The organism is Hydrogenophaga pseudoflava, from assembly GCF_031020795.1.
In the GTDB taxonomy this organism is placed as follows: domain Bacteria; phylum Pseudomonadota; class Gammaproteobacteria; order Burkholderiales; family Burkholderiaceae_C; genus Hydrogenophaga; species Hydrogenophaga pseudoflava_A.
In genome coordinates this window covers 132,702-150,598 of sequence record NZ_JAVHJP010000003.1, presented here as the reverse complement: position 1 = coordinate 150,598, position 17,897 = coordinate 132,702, and the positions used below count along the sequence as shown (strand labels likewise).

The 17,897-nt window shown below is 69.6% G+C and carries 18 protein-coding genes and 2 pseudogenes; 8 read left to right on the top strand and 12 right to left on the bottom strand.

Annotation, left to right across the window (positions count from 1 at the left end; all coding sequences use genetic code 11):
- A complete protein-coding gene (locus tag RCO38_RS10270) occupies positions 1 to 408 on the top strand; it encodes a DUF2894 domain-containing protein (protein WP_308328215.1) in 408 nt (135 codons plus the stop codon).
- Between the two features lie 52 nt (positions 409 to 460).
- Positions 461 to 955: a hypothetical protein gene (locus RCO38_RS10265; RefSeq protein WP_308328214.1), complete on the top strand. Its 495-nt coding sequence runs from the start codon at positions 461 to 463 to the stop codon at positions 953 to 955.
- A 13-nt stretch (positions 956 to 968) separates the two neighbouring features.
- Here RCO38_RS10265 and RCO38_RS10260 read toward each other — a convergent pair whose 3' ends face one another.
- Complete coding sequence (locus RCO38_RS10260) at positions 969 to 1,577, bottom strand: PH domain-containing protein (protein WP_308328213.1); 609 nt, start codon at positions 1,575 to 1,577, stop codon at positions 969 to 971.
- A 165-nt stretch (positions 1,578 to 1,742) separates the two neighbouring features.
- Between RCO38_RS10260 and RCO38_RS10255 the strand changes: the two genes are divergently transcribed.
- The 3 genes from RCO38_RS10255 (at position 1,743) to RCO38_RS10245 (ending at position 4,209) form a co-directional block, all read left to right on the top strand.
- A complete protein-coding gene (locus RCO38_RS10255; RefSeq protein ID WP_308328212.1) occupies positions 1,743 to 2,759 on the top strand; it encodes a PAS domain-containing protein in 1,017 nt (338 codons plus the stop codon).
- A complete protein-coding gene (locus RCO38_RS10250) occupies positions 2,752 to 3,726 on the top strand; it encodes a PAS domain S-box protein (RefSeq protein WP_308328211.1) in 975 nt (324 codons plus the stop codon). The genes RCO38_RS10255 and RCO38_RS10250 overlap by 8 nt, the downstream gene beginning before the upstream one ends.
- 135 nt (positions 3,727 to 3,861) lie before the next feature.
- Complete coding sequence (locus tag RCO38_RS10245) at positions 3,862 to 4,209, top strand: RNA recognition motif domain-containing protein (RefSeq protein WP_308328210.1); 348 nt, start codon at positions 3,862 to 3,864, stop codon at positions 4,207 to 4,209.
- 99 nt (positions 4,210 to 4,308) lie between these two features.
- Here the strand turns inward: RCO38_RS10245 and RCO38_RS10240 are convergent, their stop codons facing one another.
- The 4 genes from RCO38_RS10240 to RCO38_RS10225 are packed head-to-tail and all read right to left on the bottom strand — an operon-like array spanning position 4,309 to position 7,376.
- Positions 4,309 to 4,695, bottom strand: coding sequence for a DUF488 domain-containing protein (locus RCO38_RS10240; RefSeq protein ID WP_308328209.1), 387 nt, complete (start codon positions 4,693 to 4,695; stop codon positions 4,309 to 4,311).
- A gap of 22 nt (positions 4,696 to 4,717) precedes the next feature.
- The gene (locus RCO38_RS10235) at positions 4,718 to 5,479 is read right to left on the bottom strand and encodes an ABC transporter permease (RefSeq protein WP_308328810.1); all 762 of its coding nucleotides are present in this window, start codon (positions 5,477 to 5,479) and stop codon (positions 4,718 to 4,720) included.
- 11 nt (positions 5,480 to 5,490) lie between these two features.
- A complete protein-coding gene (locus RCO38_RS10230; RefSeq protein WP_308328208.1) occupies positions 5,491 to 6,453 on the bottom strand; it encodes an ABC transporter ATP-binding protein in 963 nt (320 codons plus the stop codon).
- A 47-nt stretch (positions 6,454 to 6,500) separates the two neighbouring features.
- Entirely contained in the window at positions 6,501 to 7,376 is an 876-nt protein-coding gene (locus RCO38_RS10225; protein WP_308328207.1) for an esterase/lipase family protein, read from the bottom strand.
- Positions 7,377 to 7,486: 110 nt separating this feature from the next.
- Between RCO38_RS10225 and RCO38_RS10220 the strand changes: the two genes are divergently transcribed.
- Positions 7,487 to 8,581, top strand: a complete 1,095-nt coding sequence (locus RCO38_RS10220) for a PA0069 family radical SAM protein (protein ID WP_308328206.1) — start codon at positions 7,487 to 7,489, stop codon at positions 8,579 to 8,581.
- Here RCO38_RS10220 and RCO38_RS10215 read toward each other — a convergent pair.
- From RCO38_RS10215 to RCO38_RS10200, 4 genes and pseudogenes are all read right to left on the bottom strand, one after another.
- Positions 8,578 to 8,703 carry an oxidoreductase-like domain-containing protein gene (locus RCO38_RS10215; RefSeq protein ID WP_374694541.1) on the bottom strand — a complete coding sequence of 42 codons (126 nt, stop codon included), beginning with the start codon at positions 8,701 to 8,703 and terminating at the stop codon, positions 8,578 to 8,580. The genes RCO38_RS10220 and RCO38_RS10215 overlap by 4 nt on opposite strands.
- 114 nt (positions 8,704 to 8,817) lie before the next feature.
- Positions 8,818 to 9,123 (bottom strand): annotated as a pseudogene (locus RCO38_RS10210) (DUF1653 domain-containing protein); the annotation flags it as partial.
- 24 nt (positions 9,124 to 9,147) lie between these two features.
- Positions 9,148 to 9,804 carry a response regulator transcription factor gene (locus RCO38_RS10205; protein ID WP_308328205.1) on the bottom strand — a complete coding sequence of 219 codons (657 nt, stop codon included), beginning with the start codon at positions 9,802 to 9,804 and terminating at the stop codon, positions 9,148 to 9,150.
- Positions 9,783 to 11,768 (bottom strand): two-component system sensor histidine kinase NtrB, encoded by a 1,986-nt coding sequence (locus tag RCO38_RS10200; protein ID WP_308328204.1) that lies wholly within the window; start codon positions 11,766 to 11,768, stop codon positions 9,783 to 9,785. Before RCO38_RS10200 ends, RCO38_RS10205 begins: the two co-directional genes overlap by 22 nt.
- A 21-nt stretch (positions 11,769 to 11,789) precedes the next feature.
- Here RCO38_RS10200 and RCO38_RS10195 point away from each other — a divergent pair, with 21 nt between their 5' ends.
- Together RCO38_RS10195 and RCO38_RS10190 are read left to right on the top strand one after the other, a co-directional pair.
- Positions 11,790 to 12,812: a DctP family TRAP transporter solute-binding subunit gene (locus RCO38_RS10195; protein WP_308328203.1), complete on the top strand. Its 1,023-nt coding sequence runs from the start codon at positions 11,790 to 11,792 to the stop codon at positions 12,810 to 12,812.
- Positions 12,813 to 12,917: 105 nt separating this feature from the next.
- Positions 12,918 to 14,263 (top strand): annotated as a pseudogene (locus RCO38_RS10190) (dicarboxylate/amino acid:cation symporter).
- Positions 14,264 to 14,340: 77 nt separating this feature from the next.
- Here RCO38_RS10190 and RCO38_RS10185 read toward each other — a convergent pair.
- From RCO38_RS10185 to RCO38_RS10175, 3 genes are all read right to left on the bottom strand, one after another.
- Positions 14,341 to 15,423, bottom strand: coding sequence for a TRAP transporter substrate-binding protein (locus tag RCO38_RS10185; protein ID WP_308328202.1), 1,083 nt, complete (start codon positions 15,421 to 15,423; stop codon positions 14,341 to 14,343).
- 99 nt (positions 15,424 to 15,522) lie between these two features.
- Positions 15,523 to 17,121, bottom strand: coding sequence for a bifunctional hydroxymethylpyrimidine kinase/phosphomethylpyrimidine kinase (gene thiD, locus RCO38_RS10180; RefSeq protein ID WP_308328201.1), 1,599 nt, complete (start codon positions 17,119 to 17,121; stop codon positions 15,523 to 15,525).
- A complete protein-coding gene (locus RCO38_RS10175; RefSeq protein WP_308328200.1) occupies positions 17,118 to 17,897 on the bottom strand; it encodes a thiazole synthase in 780 nt (259 codons plus the stop codon). The genes thiD and RCO38_RS10175 overlap by 4 nt, the downstream gene beginning before the upstream one ends.

The window sequence follows — 17,897 nt, the reverse complement described above, 5'->3', positions numbered from 1 at the left end:
ATGAAGCCCGCCGCCGCGCGACCCTCGCTCCTGGCCGAGCTGCACGCCCACATCGAGCGGGCCTCCGCCGCCGCACGCGACGATGTGACTGCGAGTGGTGCGGGGCCCTGGCCCGAGCTGCGCAGCGCGCAGCGCTTTCGTGAGACCTGGGAGCGCATCGGCGCCGAAGTGCGGGTGCAGCAGGCGCGCGACCGCGCCCCGCCCAACGCCGGACCGCTGAACCCCCAGCGCCTGATGCTGGAAACCCTTGCCCGCATGGGGGAGCTGTCTCCGCACTATCTGCGCCGTTTCCTGACCCACACCGAAACCCTGCTCTGGCTGGAGCAGGCGCACGGGCTGCTCCGGCCGCCAGCGGCGGGCAAGGGCGGGGCGGGCAAGCTGGCCAGAGCGGGGCGTCAGAAAAAGTGACGGAGGCGCTCTCGCCCTCCCGGTGCGCCCGCACCGCCCTTACCATTCCCCCATGACCGAAGACACCCAGGCACCCATCCACGAAGACCGCGTGTGGAGCGACGAGCGCTGGACGGCGCGTGTGATCAAGAACGAAGACGACGACGGCTGGGCTGTGGCCATGTTCCTGCACGGACAGTCCGAGCCGGCACTCGTCGGACCCTGGACCATGGGGCGCGACAAGAAGAACCCCAAGCCGCTGGACGTGAACGCCTTCAACACGCTGGTGAAGACCGCCGGTGAATTCATCCGCCGATCCGAACAGCAGCGCCATGCCGAACTGAACAAGAGCGTGAGCGTGACGGTGGACGGCCGGCGACTGCGTGTGGTGCTGGCCATCGTGCCCGACGAGGAGGGTGCGTCGGCCACGCTGCGCGCGAGCGACGAATACGGTGAGGAACTGGCCTGTGTGCCGGTGCCGCCCACGTTCCGGCTCAACGCGGCCAGTGCCGAGGCCTGGGTGGCCTCGGGTTACGCAAAGCCCCGGCGGTCGGACGACGCCGGCTGAACCGCGGCGCCGGTCAGGCGTGGATGTACTTGGTGAACACGTCGCTGAAGTCGCGCTTGGTGTAGCCGACCAGCATCACCGAGTTGAGATTCTTCAGGATCTCGTTGTACTGCGCGGTGATGGCTTCGCCGCTGGCCGCGGTGGTGATCTTGTACATCGAGGCCGTCGCATCCAGCGTGCGCAGGGCGTTGTCGCGGCAGATGGCGTCGGCGCGCTGGCGTTTGCCGATGCTGATGAGCGCCTTGTAGATGTCCTTGAGTTGTTCGATGAACACCTTGCGGACATCGATGCTGAACGCCACGCCGCCAATGACGAACTTGAGTTCGACGTCCATGTCCAGCGTGCCGGCGGTTTCCAGCGTCACGTGGTCGATGTCTTCGGTGGCGTACTCGTAGCGCTTGATCGACCGCTTGGACGAGACGGCCGAATCGCCGTCCACATGGATCAGCGCGAGGTTGGTGAAGCAGTATTCGTCCTTCTTGGACTTGATGAGGAAGAAGATCTTTTCGCCGTCTTCGTGGAACAGGTAGTCGTCTGCGTCGACGCTGCCAAAGTCCTTGGGCTGGATGATGGATCCGATGTCGCTGAGGCCCAGGGCCTCCGATGCAATCTTTTTGAACATGTTGCGGTCTCCGCAGAGCGTGGGGTTGAACGGCGGGAGATCATGCCATTGCGCTCCGGGCCTGCCGTCGGGCCGCGATCGATCCGCCGGGATGGCGTTATGCTGCCGAACCTTTTTTGTCTGCCAGCGTTTTGCCGGTGATGCCCCGTCACCGCCCGTTCAGTCTTGATCGATTCGCCCCGCCTCACCACAGCCGATCCATGGCCCGAGCCGCCGTCCATCGTGGCCGCGCGTTCGGAGATCGCCATGCGCCTGTCATGGATGACCTCGGTGCTGGGCCTGGCGCTGTTCGCGGTGGACCGCTTCATCGGCACGCCGGTGACCGCCGACAGCATGATGACGCTGGTGCTGGCGGTGATGGGGGCGCTGGCCTGGGTGCTGCTGAAGGTTCGCCGCTACAACAGTGTGGCCTGGCTGCTGGTGTTGTTCCTGTTCGGGATGGCTGCGTCGTCGGCCTATTTTTTCGGTTCGGTGCGCACCATCAACATCGTGCTGATCCTGATGGGCCAGGTCGCCGCAGGCATCTTCCTGAGCCGGCGCGGGCTGCTCTGGACCACGGTCTGCGCGGTGGCGCTGCTCGGCCTGCTGACCTGGGCCGACGCCGCCGGCCTGCTGGCCGGGTCGCCGCGCTTTGCGGTGAGCTGGCGCAACTGGCTGTCGCAGAGCGCCAGTCTGGTGGGCGTGGCCGCGATGATGTCCCTCAACCGCACACAGGTGCGCCTGGCGCAGGAGCTGCATCTGCGGGAGGCGACGCAGCGCCTGCAGACCCAGCTGGACCGTGACCTGGGGCAGGGCCGGTTCTCGCGCCTGTTCCGGGCCAGTCCCACGCCCATCTTCGTGCAGTCGATGCGCACCGGTGCCATCCTCGACGTGAACCTCGCGTTCGAACGCGTGCTGGGCTACACGCGCAACCAGGTGTTGAACCGCCGCGACGGCTTCCTGTGGCTGCACGACGAGGCCCACGCCGCCTTCTCGCGGGACCGCCGGGCCCAACAGCGCACGGGGTGGCACGCCATCACCGGCATCGGGCGCAACGGGCAGCAGATCGCCCTGCAGATCTGCAGCGAGCGCGACGATGGATCGGACGACGGCCTGCGCATCACGGTGCTGCGCGTGCCCGGCCACACCACCAGTGCGATGCCGACGGTGTACGCACCGCTGGAAGGAGGCCCGGGTGATTGACTCCCTTCAGCTCGAAGACCCGTCCGAGATTGAACGCAGCCAGCTGCAACACCAGAACCGCAACCTGCGCTGGGTGCTGCTGATCGTGGCGCTGTTCATGCTGGGCATGGCCGCGGCGGACCATGTGCTGGCACCGGCCGGGGATTCCCGGGCCTACATCTCGCTGTCGATGGGCGGCGTGGCGCTGCTGGCGACCCTGGTGCTGCGGTACAGCCGACGCCGCTGGGAGGGCGCGCTCGTGGTCACGGGTGTGCTGGTGGTGGCGGCCTGGTCGGTGTACAGCTACGGGTCCATCCGGTCGGCCTCCGGTTTCGCGTTCCAGGGCGCGGTGGTGATGGCCGGAACCTACCTGAGCCTGCGCGCGCTGCTGGCCACCACAGTCTCCAGTGTGGTGGTCCTGGGCGGCCTGACCTGGGCCGAGGCCAGCGGCCAACTGCCGCCCGCGGGCATGCAGCCCGATCTGCGCTACTGGTTGATGGGCAGCGCCATCCTGCTGCTGATCGGACTGCAGCTGTACCAGACGCGGCGGACGACCGACGAGGTCTACCTCCGGCGGCTGGGCCAGATGGAAGACCGGCTGCGGCTGGAGCACGAGCGTGACCGGTCGCTGCGCCGCTTCCGGCGCATCTTCCAGCTCAATCCCACCGCCCTGCTGGTGCAGGCGGCCAGCACACAGGCCGTGGTGGCGGTGAACCCGGCGTTCGAGCGCTGCTTCGGCTATGCCGGGCCCCGGTTGGAGGGGGTGCGCGCCGATGCTTTCTGGGCCGACCCGCAGCAGTGGCAGGCGCATTGCCGGGTGCTGTTCGAGAAAGGACACACCGGCTGGCAGCCGGCGCGGTGGCGGCACGCCGACGGAGAGGCGGTCGACGTGCTGGTGTGCAGCGAGCTCAACGAAGACCCGGGCGGGCTGCTGATCCTCACCACGGTGGTGGAGGAAAACAACGCCCCGGACATTCCGGGCGCATAATCCGCGTTGCTCGGGTGTTTGGCCCGTGCATTCCAAGTGATCGGTCAGTTTCGCGTGCCACGGTGCACTTTCGGGTTTGTTGTGCTTTCGGGACCCCATCGCTTTTTTGTGTTTCTGCTTTCTTAGGAGTCCTCCATGGGCAACAAACTTTACGTCGGCAACCTGCCGTACTCCGTTCGCGACGACGACCTGCAACAGGCATTCAGCGAATTCGGCTCGGTCAACAGCGCCAAGGTCATGATGGAGCGCGACACCGGCCGCTCCAAGGGTTTCGGTTTTGTCGAGATGGGCAGCGATGCCGAGGCGCAAGCCGCCATCAACGGCATGAACGGCCAGTCCCTGGGCGGCCGCAGCGTCACCGTCAACGAAGCCCGTCCGATGGAACCCCGTCCCCCGCGCAGCGGCGGGTTCGGTGGTGACCGCGGCGGCTTCGGCGGCGGCAACCGCTCCGGCGGTGGCGGCTACGGCCGCGGCGGCTACTGAGCCCTGCGGCACATAGAACATCCGGCCTCGCGTCGGGTTCTGTCAGAAGGCTTCGGAACTCCGGTTCCGGGGCCTTTTTTCTTGGGGGCGCCCCCCTGCTCAGGCCAGATCGGCTCCCCGTGCCGCCAGCAGTTCGCGCAGCACCGAGCGGTGGCAGTGCGATTCGTCCTCGCAGTAGCAGCCGACCGACAGGTTCGAGGTGTGCGAGAGGCTGGCCAGCAGGTTCAGGCTGTGCTCGGCCTCGGCGGCGGCCATTTCCTTGCGGTACTGGCGCACGAAGGCGGCCCATTGCGCCGGGGTTTCGGCGGCCTGGCCCAGCTTCATGGTCTCGGCGCTGGGGGCGAGCACCGGGAACCACACGTCGTACCAGTTGCCGCTGGCGAAGGCCGCCTTGGGCACGCCCCGCGGCGGACGGCGCACCGTGCCGATGCGGGTGCCTTCATCGGGATGCCGTTCGCTGCCGAGCCGGACAATGCGCAGGGTCATGGGCGTGCTCCTGTGATGCGGTTCAGCGACGGATGCGCTTGCCGGTCTTGAATACCCACCAGACCACCGCCAGGCAGGCGGCCATGAAGACCAGGGTCATGCCGGTGCTGACGGCGATGTGCACGTCGGCCTGGCCGTAGAACGCCCAGCGCAGGCCGCTGATGAGGTAGACCACCGGGTTGAACAGCGAGATGGTCTGCCAGGGCTCGGGCAGCATGTTGATGCTGTAGAACGCACCGCCCAGGAAGGTCAGCGGCGTGATGACCAGCAGCGGAATCACCTGCAGCTTCTGGAAGCTGTCGGCCCACAGGCCGATGATGAAACCGAACAGGCAGAACGACACCACCGTCAGCAGCAGGAAGCCGACCATCCACACCGGGTGGGCGATGTGGTAGGGCACGAAGAAGCGCGCGGTCAGCAGGATCAGCGTGCCCAGCAGCAGGCTCTTGCTGGCGGCGGCGCCCACATAGCCCAGCAGCACCTCGATCCAGTTCACCGGGGCCGAGAGCAGCTCGTAAATGGTGCCCGACCACTTGGGCATGTAGATGCCGAAGGACGCGTTGGAGATGCTCTCGGAGAGCAGCGAGAGCATGAGCAGGCCGGGGATGATGTAGGCGCCGTAGTCGACACCGCCGATGTCGCCCATGCGCGAGCCGATGGCCGTGCCGAAGACGATGAAGTACAGCGAGGTGGTCAGCACCGGCGCGATGATGCTCTGCGCCCAGGTGCGGAAGGCGCGGTTCATCTCGAACATGTAGATGGCACGCACCGCGTGCAGATTCAGACCCGTCATGCTCAGGCCTCCGCTTTCTGGTCGTGGACGAGGCTGACGAAGATGTCTTCGAGCGAGCTTTCGCTGGTGCGCAGGTCCTTGTAGGCGATGCCTTGTGTGGTGAGGGCGGCCAGCAGATCGGCGATGCCGGTGTCGTCCTTCTGGGTGTCGAAGCCATAGGTCAGCGTCAGGCCGTCGGCAGAGAGCTGGAGCGGCCAGCGCGCCAGCGCCTGGGGCACGGCGGGCAGCGGGTGCTGCAGGCTCAGCGCCAGTTCCTTGCGGCCGAGCTGTCGCATCAGCACCTCTTTGTCTTCCACCACGATCAGCTCGCCCTTGCGGATCACGCCGATGCGGTCGGCCATGTCCTCGGCCTCTTCGATGTAGTGGGTGGTCAGGATGATGGTGGTGCCGGCTTCGCGCAGCTGGCGCACCAGGCGCCACATGTCGTGCCGCAGCTCCACGTCCACGCCCGCGCTGGGTTCGTCCAGGAACAGGATCTTGGGCTCGTGCGACAGCGCCTTGGCGATCAGCACGCGCCGCTTCATGCCGCCCGAGAGCGTCATGATCTTGTTGTCCTTCTTGTCCCAGAGCGAAAGGTCCTTGAGGATCTGCTCGATCAGCGCCGGGTTGGGCGCCTTGCCGAACAGACCGCGGCTGAAGCTGACCGTGGCCAAGACGGTCTCGAAGGCGTCGGTGTGCAGCTCCTGCGGCACCAGCCCGATGGTGGCGCGGGCCTGGCGGTAGTCGCGCACGGTGTCGAAACCGTCGGCCGTGATGGTCCCCTCGGTGGCATTGCTCATGCCGCAGATGGTGCTGATGAGGGTGGTCTTGCCGGCGCCGTTGGGGCCGAGCAGGGCGAAGATCTCGCCCCGGCGGATGTCCAGATGGACGTTCTTGAGCGCCTGGAAGCCGCCCGCGTAGGTCTTGCTCACACCGCGCACGCACACGATGGCGTCGCCCGGCGGGGAAACGGGGTTGAGGGTCATCCCGCCATTGTGGCCGGGGTGGCGTTCGCCTGCTCAGCGGCGGGGCATCAGTACCACCGGGTGACGGCCTCGGGCTGGTGCGCGACCCGGAAGAACCAGCGCCGCGCGCCCTGCACGTCGAAGCGCTGCCAGTGCTGCGGGTCCTGGCGCAGGCGGTCGACCAGGGCATAGAGCGCCATCGGGTTCATGCCCATGCCGAGGTGGCTGGCGTGCACCTCGATGTTCTCGGTGTGGGTGTGGCGCGCGGGGTTGATGCTGCATTGCCAGGCGACCACGCCGTCGGTCTTGCTGTAGATCGAGGTGGTGGGCACCGGCGGTGGCTGCCGCACCTGGGCCAGCAGCGCCTCGTCGTGCGGGTGCTGGCCGCTGACCAACTGGTAGAAGCGCCAGGCGTTGGTGGCCTTGGGGTGGCCGGTGAACGGCGTGCCGAGGGTGACCACGCAGCGCACCAGGTCGGGCATCTCCTTGGCCATCTCGCGGGCGTAGATCCCGCCCAAGCTCCAGCCGACCACGCTGACCTTGCCCTGGTGCTTCCGGTGCAGCGCTTCGATGCGGGCGCGGCAGCCTTCGATCACACCCTCGCGCGGGCCGAGGTTGAACCCCTGCCCCCAGCCGTAGGGGGTGTAGCGGTGCCGCTTCAGGAAGCGCCGCAGCGCCAGCGTGCTCATGTCGTTGGCGCCCAGGCCCGGGAACACCAGCACCGCGTGGCCGTCGCCCGACGGCATGCGGGAGAGCCAGGGCGAGACGGCGGCCAGCGCCATCGCCTCCCAGGGCGCGCGCGCCTCCAGCATCATCAGCCAGAGGCCGGGGGGAACGGTGTGCAGCCCGTCGTCCGGGTCCGGTGGTGCGGCGGGTGCCGGCTGGGAGCTGTGGCGGGTGGAGTTCATGCGGACGCTGACGCCGGACGGCGATGAAATGGGCATCGGGGCATGGTAGCCAGCGCAGGGTGATTTCGTTGGTGCGCGGGCCCTAGGGCTATTGCCTTGCACAAAAACTGTGAATATGTACAGTATTACTCCCGACCCGCACCGCCATGACCGACGTTTTCATCCCTCCGAGCGCCATCAAGGGCCGCGGCGTGGCCCACCGCCAGCCGCACCGCTTCGAGCGCAACCAGCGCGCCGCCTTCGACGACGGCTGGGGCACGCTGGACGAGCGGCTGGCGGAGGGCGAGGAGGCCGCCGCGCCCGCCACCGAAGTGACGTTCGAAGAGGCGCGCAGCGCGATCACCACCAACGATTCGCCAGACATCGGCTTCCGGCTCGGCCTCAACCCCTACCGCGGCTGCGAACACGGCTGCGTGTACTGCTACGCACGGCCCACGCACAGCTACCTCAACCTCTCGCCGGGGCTCGACTTCGAAACGAAGATCGTCGCCAAGCGCAACATCGCCGATCTGCTGCGGCGCGAGCTGCTGGCGCCGCGCTACCAGCCCGACCTGCTGGTGGTGGGCACGGTGACCGACGCCTACCAGCCGGTGGAGCGCGAGCTGCGGCTCACGCGCGGCGTGCTGGAGGTGCTGAGCGCCGCGCAGCACCCGGTGGGCATGGTGACCAAGGGCAGCGGGGTCGAGCGCGACCTGGACCTGCTCGCGCCCATGGGGCAGGCCGGGCTGGCGGCCGTGTACGTGACGGTCACGACGCTCGATGCGAAGCTGGCTCGCGTACTCGAGCCGCGCGCCGCGGCGCCGCACCGGCGGCTGCGCACCATCCGCACCCTGGCCGAGGCGGGCGTGCCCACCGGCGTGAGCGTCTCACCGCAGATTCCGTTCCTCAACGACGACATGGAGCGGGTGCTCGAAGCGGCCTGGGAGGCCGGGGCGCGGCGCGCCTTCTACCAGGTGCTGCGCCTGCCCTGGGAGCTCTCGCCCATGTTTCGCCAGTGGCTGGACCAGCACTACCCCGACCGGGCCGAGCGCGTGATGGGTCGCGTGCAGGACCTGCGCGGCGGCAAAGACTACGACGCCGACTTTGCCACCCGCATGAAGGGCCAGGGCATCTGGGCCGACCTGATCCGCCAGCGCTTCGTGAAAACCTGCGACCGCCTGGGGTTCAACCGCGAGCGCGAGCCGCTGGACGTCAGCCGCTTCCGGCCGGCGGCGCTGCGTGGGCAGGGCGACCTGTTCTAGGTCCTGAGCAGTTCGAGGGCGTCGACGCGCCAGTGGTGCAGCGCCTCGTAAAAACCTTCCCACACACAGCCGTTGCAACCGCGGCCGCAGCAGCTCTCGGGCTCGGGCGGCGGCGGGCGCAGGGTGGCCTCCAGATCGATGCCGCGCTCCCGCTGCGCCCGGCCGCGCAGGTGGACGATCAGGGCGCGCGCCGTGGCCAGGTCGCCCAGCGGCAGCAGGCCCGGGTCGTGCGGGGTGAAGCGCGGCTGTTCTTTCCCTCCGAAGACCCCGCGCTCGGCGAACATGGCCGCCGGCCGAACCCACAGGCCGAAGCCGCCGTAGAGCGCGCGGTACAGCGTCATGCCCTGCAGGGTTTCGCTGCAGCGCACGGTGTCGTGATCGCTCGCCGGGCCGCCCCAAGAGCGATCGCACCCCCCCGGGGGGCCTGGCAATGCCAGGGCAGGGGGCGAAATCACCTCGTACCAGCCTCCCTTGTAGTGGCGGTACAGGCCGGGCGGGGTGGCGTTCAGCGGGGGCAGGTCGTGGTCGGTCGGCGCGGTCATGCAGAAAGAGAAAACGGAAGGCGCTCAGTCGTCGGCGATCAGCCGGCCCATGCGGTGGGCCAGTTCCACCGCCGAGGCCACGCCGAGTTTTTCGAAGATGTTGGCGCGGTGGAACTCCACCGTGCGCTGGGCAATGCCCAGGTGGTCGGCGATGTTCTTGTTGTAGTGGCCCTGCAGCAGCTCGTCGAGCACCTCGCGTTCGCGCGCGCTCAGCGCGGCCAGCGCCTGCTGGAAGCGCAGCCTCTCCCGCGCCTCGGTGTGCAGGCGCACGGCGGCCTCGCGCGCGGCCTCCACCTTGTCCACCAGCTGGTTGTTCTGGAACGGCTTTTCGAGGAAGTCCCAGGCGCCGTTCTTGACCGCGGCCACCGCCATGCCCACGTCGCCGTGGCCGGTGAGGAACAGCACCGGCCAGGGCCAGCGGGCGGCCTTGAGCTGCTCGAACGTGGCCAGGCCCGAGAGCGGTTCCATGCGGATGTCCAGCAGCACCACGCAGCAGGCCCGCGCCAGATCGCCCAGCTCGCCGCGCTGCAGCGCCTGCACGAAGGCGTCGCCTCCGGTCCACGCGCGTGTGGGCAGACCGCGCGAATCGAGCAGCCAGGCCAGGCCGTCGCGGAAGTCCGCGTCGTCGTCCACGATGTGGACCAGCGGGTTCGGAGGGGTCAGGGGGTCAGGGGCAGCCACAGCGTGAATTGTGCGCCGAGCAGGTCGGGGCAGTCGCTCAGGTCGATGTGGCCGTGGTGCGCTTCGGCGATGGAGCGGCAGATGGCCAGGCCCATGCCCATGCCGCCCGGCTTGTGGCTGGCGAAGGCGTCGAACACGGTGGCGCGCTGCCCGGCCGGCACGCCGGGGCCGCTGTCGCACACGCGCAGGCCGGCCTGGCCGTCGCCGCTCACCAGGCCCACGCGCACGGTGGGCGGTGTGCGGCCGCTGCGCGCGGCCCACTCGCCGGCGTTGAGCACCAGGTTGTGCAGCGCGTTTTCCAGCAGCAGGGCGTCGGCCGGTACGGTAGGGCCTCCGCCCTCGGGCATGGCCAGTTCCAGCTGCACGCCCTCGGGCAGTGGCACGGCTTGCGCGACGCGGGTGGCCCAGGGCGCCAGCGCCAGTGGCAGGCGCACGGTTTCCTGGCGCCGGGCGAGGGCGTTGACGCGCTGGATCACGCGGCCGGCCTTGTCGGCCATGCGCTCCATGCGCTCGACCACCGGGACGATCTCGGCGGGCGTGATGCGCTGCTCGCGCACCCGGTTGAGCAGGCCGGTGGCAAAGCTGCTGAGCGCGCCCAGCGGCTGGTTCAGTTCGTGCGCCAGGGTGGACGCCACCTCGCCCATGGCCACCAGGCGGCCCGAGGCTTCGAGCTGTTCCTGCTGGCGAGCGGCCAGACGTTCGATGCGGCGGCGCTCGGTCACGTCCAGCACCGATCCCACCCAGCCCACCACCTCGCCGCTGGCCAGACGCAAGGGCGCGCTGTGCGCCAGCACGTCCAGCCGCTGGCCGTCGCGGTGCTGGAGCTGCAGGGCCAGGGCCTCGGGCGACTGCGCGGCGCGCTGCACCTGTTCGAACTCGTCGCCCTGTCCGGCGGGCCAATAGGGTGGCGCGTGGGGCTGCGGGCCGCCGTGCGCCATCAGCTCGGCCGGCGTCCAGCCCACGAGGCGGGCGAACGCGGGGTTGACGTGCAGCAGGCGGCCGCTGGTGTCCCAGGCGCGCAGGCCCAGGGTGACCGAGCGTTCCATGGCGGTGCGCAGCGCCAGCTGGGTCTGTAGCCGGGCCTCGGCGCGCTGGCGGCGGGCGCTGTCGCGCCAAAGGGCCAGCAGCGCCAGCAGCATGCCCAGCAGGCACAGCAGGGCCACGCCGAAAAAGGCGCGTGGTGCCAGCGGTGGCGTGCTGTCGGTCAGTGCGACCTGCAGGCGCAGCTGCGCGCCCGGCAACTGGATGGGCGCCACAAAGTGCTGAGCGTCGCCGGGCGCAGCCGTGGCGCTTTCGTCGGCCAGCGCGACCGCGTGGTCCTGCAGGAACCATGCGGGCAGCACGTCGGCCAGCAGGCGCTTGAGCGGCACAGCGGCCACCGCATCGCCGGTGAAGCGGCCCTGCTCGAAGTGCGGCACGGCGAGCCAGAGCCAGGCGTCGGCCCCGTCCGCCGTGGGGAAAGGTCCGGCGTAGGCCGGGCGCTGCAGGCCGCGGGTGGTGTCGAGCATGGTGGCCAGGGCGGCGGCGTGTTCGGGGGTCTGGGCGGCGGCCATCAGTCCGGCCGGCCAGCCACTGCGCTCGCCCGGCGCCGCGGCCGACACCCAGCCGTGGAAGGCGATGCGGCCGGGGCTCTGCCACCAGGGTCCGTGGCGCGCGGCCACCGCCTGGTCGTCGCCGCCGTTCTGGTGGGCCTGTGCCAGCGCGGCCAGGTCGGTCTCCAGCCGGCGGAAATGGAAGCGCAGGGTCTGGTCCAGCCATTCGGCGTCGGCGGTGCGGCGGCGGTCGGCCTCGCGCGCTTCTTCGCTGCGCAGGAACAGCCACAGCGCCAGCGCCGCCGCGGCCGCCAGCAGCAGCAGCGCCACCAGCCAGCCCATGGCGCGGCGCGTCAGGGCAGCGGTCTGGCGCGTGTCCAGATCGAGTGCGTCGAGGTCGGGGGCGGGCCGCGTGGGCGTGTCGGAAACCATGGGCCCGCTAGCATAGCCAGCATGTCTGTCGAACGCCCTTCGTCCCTGCTGCGCGCGCGCCGCCGCCTGCTGGTGGCGGCCTGTGCGGCGGTGGGGGCTCCGGCGCTGGCGGGTGCGCCACCGGTGCTGCTGCGCTTCTCGCACGTGGTGGCGCCCGACACGCCCAAGGGACAGATGGCGCTGCATTTCCAGGCGCTGGTGCATCAGCGCGGGGGCGGGCGCATCCGCGTCGAGCTGCACCCGGACTCGCAGCTCTGGGGCGACGACGACGAGATGGAGGCGCTGCGCCTGGGCGCTGTGGAGATGCTGGCGCCCTCGCTGTCCAAGTTCGGCATGGCGGGCGTGCCCGAGTTCGAGGTGTTCGACCTGCCCTACCTGTTCGCCGACCTGTCCCAGGTTCGGCGTGTGACGCAGGGCGCTGTGGGGCGCGGGCTGCTGGAGCGGCTGGCGCGCCAGCAGATGCGGGGGCTGGGCTTTCTGGACAACGGCTTCAAGCAGATGAGCGCCCGGCGCGCGCTGCGCACACCGGCCGACTACCGCGGCCTGCGCGTGCGGGTGCAGGCGTCGCACGTACTGGGCGAGCAGATGCGCGCGCTGGGCGCACAGCCGGTGGTGCTGCCTTTTGGCGAAACCCAGCGGGCGCTGGCCAGCGGCGTGGTGGACGCGGCGGAGAACCCGCTGTCGAATTTCCTCACGCAGGGTCTGGCCGTGCTGCAGCCGCACCTGACGCTGACGCAGCACGGCTACCTGGGCTACGCGGTGGTGACGCACCCGCGCTTCTGGGCCAGCCTGTCGCGGGCCGACCGCGCGCTGGTGGAGGAGGCTCTGGCCGAGGCGCTGGCGCACGGCAACCGCCTGGCCGAAGCGCTGGACCGGCAGGCCCTGGCGACCCTGCGCCAGACCCCCGGCCTGCAGCTGCACGCGCTGGGCGCGGCCGAGCGCGAGGCGCTGCGCCGCCACCTGCGGCCGGTGAGGGACGGCTTTGGCCGCAGCGTGGGGGCAGGGCTGCTGCGCGACGTGCAGAGAGCCATCCAGACCGGCTGATCCGCCCGGTACGTAGTTCTACGACTGTTGAACGCCACAGTTGGCGCGCGGCGGGAGGCTGCGTATCGTCCCGCATCCCCCAAAACAGCCCTCAGGAGACACGCCATGGCTGCACCCGCCGAGCGCAAGCCGCTCTACAAATCCCTCTACGTCCAGGTCCTGGCCGCCGTCACCATCGGTGTGCTGCTGGGTCACTTCCATCCCGAACTCGGCGAGCAGATGAAGCCGCTGGGCGATGCCTTCATCAAGCTCATCAAGATGATCATCGCGCCCATCATTTTCTGCACCGTGGTGGTCGGCATCGCCGGCATGGAGGACATGAAGAAGGTCGGCAAGACCGGCGGCCTGGCCCTGCTGTACTTCGAGATCGTGTCCACGCTGGCGCTGGTGATCGGCCTGCTGGTGGTCAACTTCGTGCAGCCCGGCCAGGGCATGCACGTGGACGCCGCCACGCTGGACACCAAGGCCATCGCCGCCTACACCGAGCCCGGCAAGATGAAGGGAACGGTCGACTTCCTGATGAACGTGATCCCGACCTCGGTGGTGGATGCCTTCGCCAAGGGCGACATCCTGCAGGTGCTGCTGTTCTCGGTGCTGTTCGGCTTCGCGCTGCACAAGTTCGGCGGCCGCGGCACCCTGGTGTTCGACTTCATCGAGAAGTCCTCGCACGTGCTGTTCGACATCGTCGGCATCATCATGAAGGTCGCGCCCATCGGTGCCTTCGGCGCCATGGCCTTCACCATCGGCAAGTACGGCATCGACTCGCTGTTCTCGCTGGGCAAGCTCATGGGCACCTTCTACCTCACCTGCCTGATCTTCGTGTTCGGCGTGCTGGGCCTGATCGCGCGCCTGCACGGCTTCTCCATCGTCCGGTTCATCAAGTACATCAAGGAAAGCTGCTGATCGTGCTGGGCACCTCGTCGAGCGAATCGGTGCTGCCGCGCATGATGGAGAAGATGGAGAACCTGGGCGCCCGCAAGTCGGTGGTTGGCCTGGTGATTCCCACCGGCTACTCGTTCAATCTCGACGGCACCTCGATCTACCTGACCATGGCCGCGGTGTTCATTGCCCAGGCGACCGACACGCCCATGACCCTGGTGCAGCAGCTGACCCTTCTGGCCGTGCTGCTGCTCACCTCCAAGGGCGCGGCCGGCATCACCGGCAGCGGCTTCATCGTGCTGGCGGCCACGCTCTCGGCAGTGGGCGGCGTGCCGGTGGCCGGCCTGGCGCTGATCCTGGGCATCGACCGCTTCATGAGCGAGGCCCGCGCCCTGACCAACCTGGTGGGCAACGGTGTGGCCACCCTGGTGGTGGCCAAATGGACCGGTGACCTGGACATGAAACGCCTGAACGAAGGCCTGGCCCACCCGACCGCCCAGGAAGCCGACGAACCCGAGGCCATCCTGGACCAGCAGGTGGCGCACATGGCGGTCGCCGACGGCAAGTCCTGACCGGCGGGCACCCCGCGCCCACAAAAAAGCCGCTCATCGAGCGGCTTTTTTGCGCGAGGCGGCAGCGCAGGGGGTGCTTACAGCTTCAGCCCGGCGATGTAGCTGTCGAAGCGCCACTCGGAGAACTTGCTCCACAGCACCTGGTCGCGCTGGAAGGCGCGCATGTCCTGGTGGATCTTCTTGAACTCCGGCGACTTGGCCTCGTGCTCGGCGAACACCTCCATCGAGGCCTTGTAGCCGGCGTCCATGATGGACTTGTCGAAGGCGCGCAGCTTGGTGCCGGCGGCCACCAGGCGGCGCAGGGCGGCCGGGTTCTGGGCGTCGTACTTGGCAGTCATGTCGCGCGCGGCCACGGCGCCGGCGGCGCGCACGATGGCCTTGTTCTCGGCCGACAGCGCGTCGAAGGCCTTCTTGTTGATGAAGAACTCCAGCTCGGCGCCGCCTTCCCACCAGCCGGGGTAGTAGTAGTTCTTGGCGACCTTGTGGAAGCCGAGCTTTTCATCGTCGAACGGGCCGACGAATTCGGTGGCGTCCAGCGTGCCTTTTTCCAGCGCCTGGTAGACCTCGCCCGCGGGCATGTTCTGCGCCACCACGCCGAGCTTGGTCATGGCTTCGCCGAACAGGCCGCCGCCCATGCGCATCTTCAGGCCCTTGAGGTCGGCCGGCGACTTGATCTCCTTGCGGTACCAGCCGCCCATCTGGGTGCCGGTGTTGCCCGCGCTCATGGAGGCGATGTTGTACTGGGCGTAGAACTCGTCCATCAGCTTGCGGCCGTTGCCGTGTTCCATCCAGGCGTCCATGTGGCGCGCGGTCAGGCCGAAGGGCACGGCGCAGCCGAAGGCGAAGATGGGGTTTTTGCCGGTGAAGTAGTAGGACGCGGTCTGCGCCATCTCGATGGTGCTGTTCTGCAGCGCGTCGACCACGCCGAAGGGCGGCACCAGTTCGCCGGCGGCGTGCACCGACACCTCGAACTTGCCACCCGAGAGGGCCTTGACGGTTTCCGAGAACTTCTCGGCCGAACCGAAGATGGTGGGCAGCGACTTGGGGAAGCTCGACGCCAGGCGCCAGCGCACCGCGGCCTGGGCGTGCACGGCGGGGGCCATGCCAGCGGTCAGCACGCCGGCGATGCCAGCGTTCTTGATGAGGGAACGACGATCCATGGTTGTTTCTCCGGGATGAAAAAAGCCGGTGCCCCGGGGCGTCTGGCGCCCCGGTCGCCCGGCGGTTGGCAAACCCGTCGACCTTACCAGAGATGAGGGTTAACCCTTATCACCTACTGGACGCCGGCAGGGGCCCGGCAGCGAGGGTTGGGGCAGGGCCGGCACCCGGGCCTGCGCTGCGGCAGACCGTCCTTCGGCCCAGGCGGCGTGCCAGGCCGGCAGGGTTTTGGACGGGTCTTCGCCCAGACCCCGCACCACGCAGCCACCCGCCGCGCCGGCCGCGGCCACCGCCTGCAGCTGCTCCGGCGCCAGGACGCCGCCGATGCCCACCACCGGCGCGGGCGCCATGTGGGCCCACCAGGCCAGGTTGTCCAGGCCCTGCGGCCGCCAGGGCATGTCCTTGGTGGTGGTGGGCCATACCGGGCCGCAGGCGATCAGGTCGGGCTGCAGGGCGGCGGCGCGGCACAGTTCCCAGAGACTGTGCGAACTCAGGCCCAGCTGCACGCCGTTCTCGCGTGCCGCCTGCAGCGCGGCGTGCTCGTCGGGGCCGAGCGCCAGCAGGTCTTCCTGCCCCAGGTGCAGGGCCCGGGCACCCGCGGCCAGCGCGGCCTGCCAGTGGTCGTTGATGACCAGTGTGACGCCGGCGGCGTCGGCGGCGCGCTGGCTGCGGGCGATGGCTTGCTGCAGATGCGTGGTCCAGGCACTGGCATCCATGGCCGCCGGCCGCTTCATGCGCAGCTGGATGGTGTCGACCGTGGGCTGGGTGCTCAGCACGACGTCCACGCGCTCGGCGCTGTCGACGATGGCGTAGACACCGGGTTCGCGGCCACGTGCGTGCACAGGCCAGCCGGTGGGCGCCTGCACTCCGCAGGAGAGGCGCGGCAGCAGGGACGGGTCGGCGGCGAAGCCTGCGCCGGCCACCACCGGTCCGGCACCCCGCCCCACGGCGCGCGCGTGGCGCAGGGCGTGGGTGGTCGCCATCTTGGCCAGCACGGCGGCGTCGGCCGCCACGAAGCCCAGCGCCAGGGCCGCGGCCATCGAGCTGGCGAAGCTGCAGCCGGTGCCGTGGTGGTGCGGGGTGTCCACGCGCGGCAGCGTGAGCCAGCCGCGGGCGTGCGGCGTGTCGATCCAGTCGTGCGAGAGCGTTGGCGTGGCGGCATCGCCCCCGGTGACCACCACCGCCTGCACGCCCTGCGAACGCAGCGCCGCGGCCATGGCCGGCACACCGCTGTCGCCGTCCGGGCCGAGCAGCCGCACCGCCTCATGCTGGTTGGGCGTGACCACGGTGGCGCGCGGCAGCAGCTCTTCGCGGTAGGCCCGCATCAGCGCCTCGTCCACGAAGCCTGCGCCGGTGCTCGCGCGCAGCACCGGGTCGATCACGAAGGCCAGCGGTGCGCGCGTGCGCAGCCGGTCGACCCAGCGTGCGACGACCCGCGCGTTGGCCACGCTGCCGAGCAGCCCGGTCTTGATGACGGCCGGCGGCAGGTCCTCGGCGAGCGCGGCCAGCTGCGCATCCAGCCAATCGGGCGGCACCGCGTCGATGCGGGTCACCGCGGTGGTGCTCTGCGCGGTGACCGCGGCGACCACGGGGCACAGGTGCACGCCGAAGGCGTCGGCCGCGCGCTGGTCGGCCGCCAGGCCCGCGCCGCCCCCGCTGTCGGTGCCGGCGATGCTCCAGATGATCGGTGGCGTGTTCATGCGATGAGGAAGGGATGTCCGCTGACGGGCGTGCTCGCCACCGCCATGTCCTGCGGCGCCATCACACCGGCCTCGTAGGCGGTGCGCCCCGCCTCGATGGCCAGGCCGAAGGCGCGCGCCATGCGCACCGGGTCCACGGCTTGTGAAACGGCGGAGTTCAGCAGCACGGCGTCGAAGCCCAGTTCCATCGCGGCGGCGGCGTGCGAGGGTGCGCCGATGCCGGCGTCCACCACCAGCGGCACCCCCGGCAGGCGCGCGCGCAGGGTGCGCAGCGCGAAGGGGTTGATCAGGCCCTGGCCGGAGCCGATGGGCGCGCCCCAGGGCATCAGCACCTCGCAGCCGGCGTCCAGCAGGCGCTGGCAGGTGACCAGGTCGTCGGTGCAGTAGGGGAAGACCGCAAAGCCGTTCTTGATGAGTTGCGCCGCCGCCTCCACCGTGCCCCAGGGGTCGGGCTGAAGGGTGTGTTCATCGCCCACCACTTCCAGTTTGATCCAGTGCGTGCCGTACAGCTCGCGCGCCATGTGGGCCAGGGTGATGGCCTCTCGCGCGGTGCGGCAGCCCGCGGTGTTGGGCAGCAGGCGCACGCCGCTTTTCAGGATGCCGGCGACGAAACCGTTGTCTCCGGCCGCGGCCAGCGTGCGCTTGAGTCCGACGGTGACGACCTGTGCGCCGCTGGCGGCGATGCTGTCGCCCAACGCCTGGGGCGAGGGGTAGCCCGCGCTGCCGAGCAGGAAGCGGCTGGTGAGTTCGGTGCCGTAGACGGTGAAGGTGGACAT